At 65.8% G+C, this 4419-nt stretch carries 3 protein-coding genes; all 3 read left to right on the top strand.

What is annotated here, in order from left to right:
- Nucleotides 1–603 (top strand): TolC family protein (locus MOV74_RS32145; protein ID WP_246931024.1); only part of this gene is annotated, 603 nt, incomplete at its 5' end.
- Complete coding sequence (locus MOV74_RS32150; RefSeq protein WP_246931025.1) at nucleotides 593–1996, top strand: efflux RND transporter periplasmic adaptor subunit; 1404 nt, start codon at nucleotides 593–595, stop codon at nucleotides 1994–1996. The genes MOV74_RS32145 and MOV74_RS32150, both read left to right, overlap by 11 nt.
- Before the next feature lie 36 nt (nucleotides 1997–2032).
- A partial coding sequence (locus MOV74_RS32155) for an efflux RND transporter permease subunit (protein WP_246931026.1) occupies nucleotides 2033–4419 on the top strand: 2387 nt, incomplete at its 3' end.

Genomic DNA, 4419 nt, shown 5'->3' on the forward strand with positions numbered 1-4419 from the left:
CCCGGCCTGCCGTCGGAGTTGCTGACGCAGCGGCCGGACATCCGCCGGCAGGAGGCGCAGCTCGCCTCGGCGACCGCCAACATCGGTAACGCCCGCGCGCAGTTCTTTCCGACCATCCAGCTCACCGGCAATGGCGGCTATCAGAGCTCGGCACTGGTCTCGCTGTTCCAGCCGCATGCGGCCTTCTTCCAGCTCGTGGGCAGCGCCACCCAGCCGATCTTCGATGGCGGCAAGATCCTCGGCAATTTCGAATTCGCCAAGGCGCGGCAGGACGAGCTGCTCCAGACCTACCGCAAGACCATCGTTCAGGCCTTTGCCGACGTCGACAATGCGCTGTTCTCGATCAAGCAGACCACGATCAAGCTGCAATTGCAGCGCGACGTCGTTGTCGCCTCGCGCCGCGCCTTCGATCTCTCCGAGCAGCAATTGCGCGCCGGCACCGCCGACATCGTGACCGTGCTCAACACTCAACTGACGCTGTTCCAGGCGGAAGACGCGCTGTCACAGGCGCAACTGGCCCGCCTGCTCGCCATCGTCAGCCTGTATCAGGCGCTCGGCGGCGGCTGGGAGCCGCGAATGGAGAAACCGGTCAATGCTCTTTAAGCCGGATACGAAGCAGGGCGCGGAAGAGGGGACGGCGAAAAAATCGCGCGGCCGCGGCTTCGTCATGACCTTGATCACGCTCGCCATCCTCGGCGGGCTCGGTTATCTCGGCTGGATCGCCACGCATCAGCAACAGGCCAACAACCGCAACCAGCGGCCCGATCTGCCGGTGCCCGTGTTGGCGGCGAGCCCGCGGGTCCAGGACGTTCCGGTCTATCTCGACGGCGTCGGCGCGATCCGCGCGCTCAACACCGTGACCGTGCGCTCGCAGGTCGACGGCAAGCTGATCGCGGTCAATTTCACCGAGGGACAGGACGTCAAGAAGGGCGACGTGCTCGGCGAGATCGATTCGGCGATCTATCAGGCGCAATACGACCAGGCGGTCGCCAAGAAGGCGCAGGATCAGGCCCAGCTCGCCAACCAGCGCATCGACCTGACGCGCTATGAGCAGCTCGCCGCCTCCAATGCCGGCTCCAAGCAGCAGGCGGATACCCAGCGTGCGCTGGTTGCACAGACCGAGGCACTGGTCAAAGCCGATCAGGCTGCGATCGACAACGCGGCGGCAACGCTCAGCTACACCAAGATCGTCGCGCCGCTCTCGGGGCGCGCCGGTCTGCGCCAGGTCGACCAGGGCAACATCATCCACGCCTCCGACACCACGGGTCTCGTGGTGATCACGCAGCTGCAGCCGATCGCGGTGTGGTTCAGCCTGCCGCAGCAGCAGATCATGCGAGTCAATGCCGCGGCGGCGAAAGGCGCGCTCGCAGTCGACGTGTTCGGCAATGACGGCATCACCGTGATCGACACCGGCAAGCTCACCGGCATCGACAACCAGGTCGACCAGACCACCGGCACGCTCAAGCTCAAGGCGGAATTCCCCAACGCCAATTACCAGCTCTGGCCGGGCCAGTTCGTCAACGTCCGTCTCAAGGTCGAGACCTTGACGCAGGCGCTGGTGGTGCCGACATCTGCCGTCCAGCGCGGCCCGATCGGCACTTTCAGCTATGTCATCGGCGAGGACAACGTCGTCTCGGCCAAGCCGGTGACGGTGACGCAGCAGAACGAGCATGACGCCGTGATCGCAAGCGGCCTGTCGGCAAACGACAAGGTCGTCACAACGGGCTTTGCCAATCTGTCGGATGGCTCGAAGGTGACCATCGGCCGCGACGACCAGACCCCGTCGGCGGATCTCGCCCCGCGCAAGCGCTCGCGCGGGCCCGACGGTCAGAAGAAGGATGGCGCCAAGGAAAGTCAGAAGGAAGGTCAAAAGGACGGACAAGGCAAGGACGGCGAGTTCCGCGCCAAGCGCAAGAGCAGCGAAGGCGACCAGAAGGGTCAGACCGGGCCGGCTCCGGGGCCGGGAGCATCGGGATCTGGAGCCAAGCAGCCATGATCCCGACAACAGCCGCCTGAGCGGCAGGCAGATCCCATGGGTGTTTCCGAACCCTTCATCCGACGGCCGATCGCAACCTCGCTGCTCGGCATCGCGCTGCTGATTGGCGGGCTGCTGGGCTATTTCGCGCTGCCGGTCTCGGCCCTGCCGCAGGTCGACTTCCCGACCGTGCAGGTGACGACGCAGCTGCCAGGAGCCAGCCCCGACGTGATCGCCTCGCTGATCACCGCGCCGCTGGAGCGGCAGCTCGGGCAGATCCCGTCGCTGTCGGCGATGAACTCGACGAGCTCGTTCGGCGTCAGCCAGATCTCGCTGCAGTTCGACCTCAACCGCGACATCGACGGCGCCACCCAGGACGTGCAGGCTGCGATCAATGCCGCGGCGGGCGTGCTGCCCAAGACGCTGCCTTACCCGCCGACCTACGCCAAGGTGAATCCGGCGGACGCGCCGGTGATGACGCTGGCGCTGCGCTCCGACACCATCTCGTTGCGGGCGATGAGCGACATCGCCGATACGCTTCTGGCGCAACGGCTGAGCCAGATCTCGGGCGTCGGACGCGTCTCGGTGCTCGGTGGGTTGAAGCCGGCCGTGCGCATCCAGGCCGATCTGGCGCGGCTCGCCGCCTATGGCATCGCCATGGAAGATCTGCGCACCGCAATTGCCAACGCCAACGTCTCGGGGCCGAAAGGCTCGCTCGACGGCGCGCAGCAATCCTACATCATCGCGGCCAACGACCAGATCGCCGCAGCCGACGCCTACAAGCCCGTCATCATCGCCTACCGCAACGGTTCGCCCGTCACCATCGCCGACGTCGCGCAGATCGTCGATGGCCTGGAGAACGACCGCACCGGCGGCTGGTACCAGGGCACGCCGGCCGTCATCATCGACATCCAGCGCCAACCCGGCGCCAACGTGATCGACGTTGTCAGCCAGATCCGCGCCGAAATCCCCAAGGTGCAGCGTGCGATCCCGGCCGGCGTCAACCTCACCATCGTCTCCGACCGCACCGTCACCATCCGCGCCTCGGTGCGCGACGTGCAGTTCACGCTGGTCCTTGCCGTGGTGCTGGTGACGCTGGTTGTGCTGCTGTTCCTGCGCTCGCTGCGCGCAACCGTGATCGCGGGCGTGGCACTGCCGCTATCGCTGATCACGAGCTTCGGCATCATGTATTTCGCCGGCTTCAGCCTCGACAATCTGTCGCTGATGGCACTCACGATCGGCACTGGCTTCGTCGTCGACGACGCCATCGTCATGATCGAGAACATCGTCCGCCACATGGAGAATGGCGACAGCGCGATGGAGGCTTCGCTGAAGGGCGCCAGCGAAATCGGCTTCACCGTGATCTCGCTGACGGTGTCGCTGATCGCGGTGTTCATCCCGCTGCTGTTCATGTCGGGCCTCGTCGGACGCATGTTCCGCGAATTCGCGCTGACCTTGACGATCGCGGTCGTCACCTCGGCCGTGGTCTCGCTGACGCTGACGCCGATGATGTGCTCGCGCCTGCTCAAGCACGCCCATGAGGAGCTGGCGGTGCCGGGATTGGCGACTATCAGCCGCTTCATCGACCGCACCGTCGAGGCCTATCACCGGACGCTGCTGTGGGTGCTGGAACGCCAGCGCGCCACGCTGGTCGTGACTTTTGCTACGTTGGTTGCGACGCTTGTGCTTTACGTTGTTGCTCCCAAAGGCTTCCTGCCGCTGCAAGACACCGCCTCGATCACGGCGGTGACGGAAGCCGGGCCCGACGTGTCGTTCGCGGAGATGCAGAAGCGGCAGGGCGAGGCCGCCGACGCCATCAAGGCCGACCCTGATGTGACCGGCGTGGTCTCGGTCATTGGCGCGGGCTCGGTCAACCCGACCACCAATGTCGGGCGTCTTGTCATGACGCTGAAACCTCGTGGCGAGCGGCGCGACGATGTGAGCGCGGTGATCACCCGGTTGAAGGAGCGGGTGGCCGGCATCCCCGGCATGACCGTCTATTTCCAGCCCGTGCAGGACGTGCAGATCTCGACCCAGTCGAGCCGCTCGCAATACCAGTATACGCTGACCGGAACCGACGCGACGCTGGTGTCGGAATGGGCGCGCAAGCTGGTCACAGAGATGAGGCGCGATCCCTTGTTCCGTGACGTCTCCTCCGAGGCGCAGGAGGGCGGTCTGCGGGCGCAGCTCGACGTCGATCGCACCCGGGCAGGGCAGCTCGGCGTGAGCCTGCAAGGAATCACCGATACGCTCAACGACGCCTTCGCGCAGCGGCAGATCTCGACCATCTACGGCCAGGCCAACCAGTACCGCGTGGTGCTGGAGGCGCTGCCGATGTACCAGCGCGATCCCTCGATCCTGTCGAAGCTCTATCTGCCGGGCGCCGCGAGCACCACGGTCGGCGCGCCGAACGCCCAGGTGCCGCTGTCCGCCGTGGCGACGCT

Source organism: Bradyrhizobium sp. SHOUNA76 (assembly GCF_023006445.1).
Classification (GTDB): domain Bacteria; phylum Pseudomonadota; class Alphaproteobacteria; order Rhizobiales; family Xanthobacteraceae; genus Bradyrhizobium.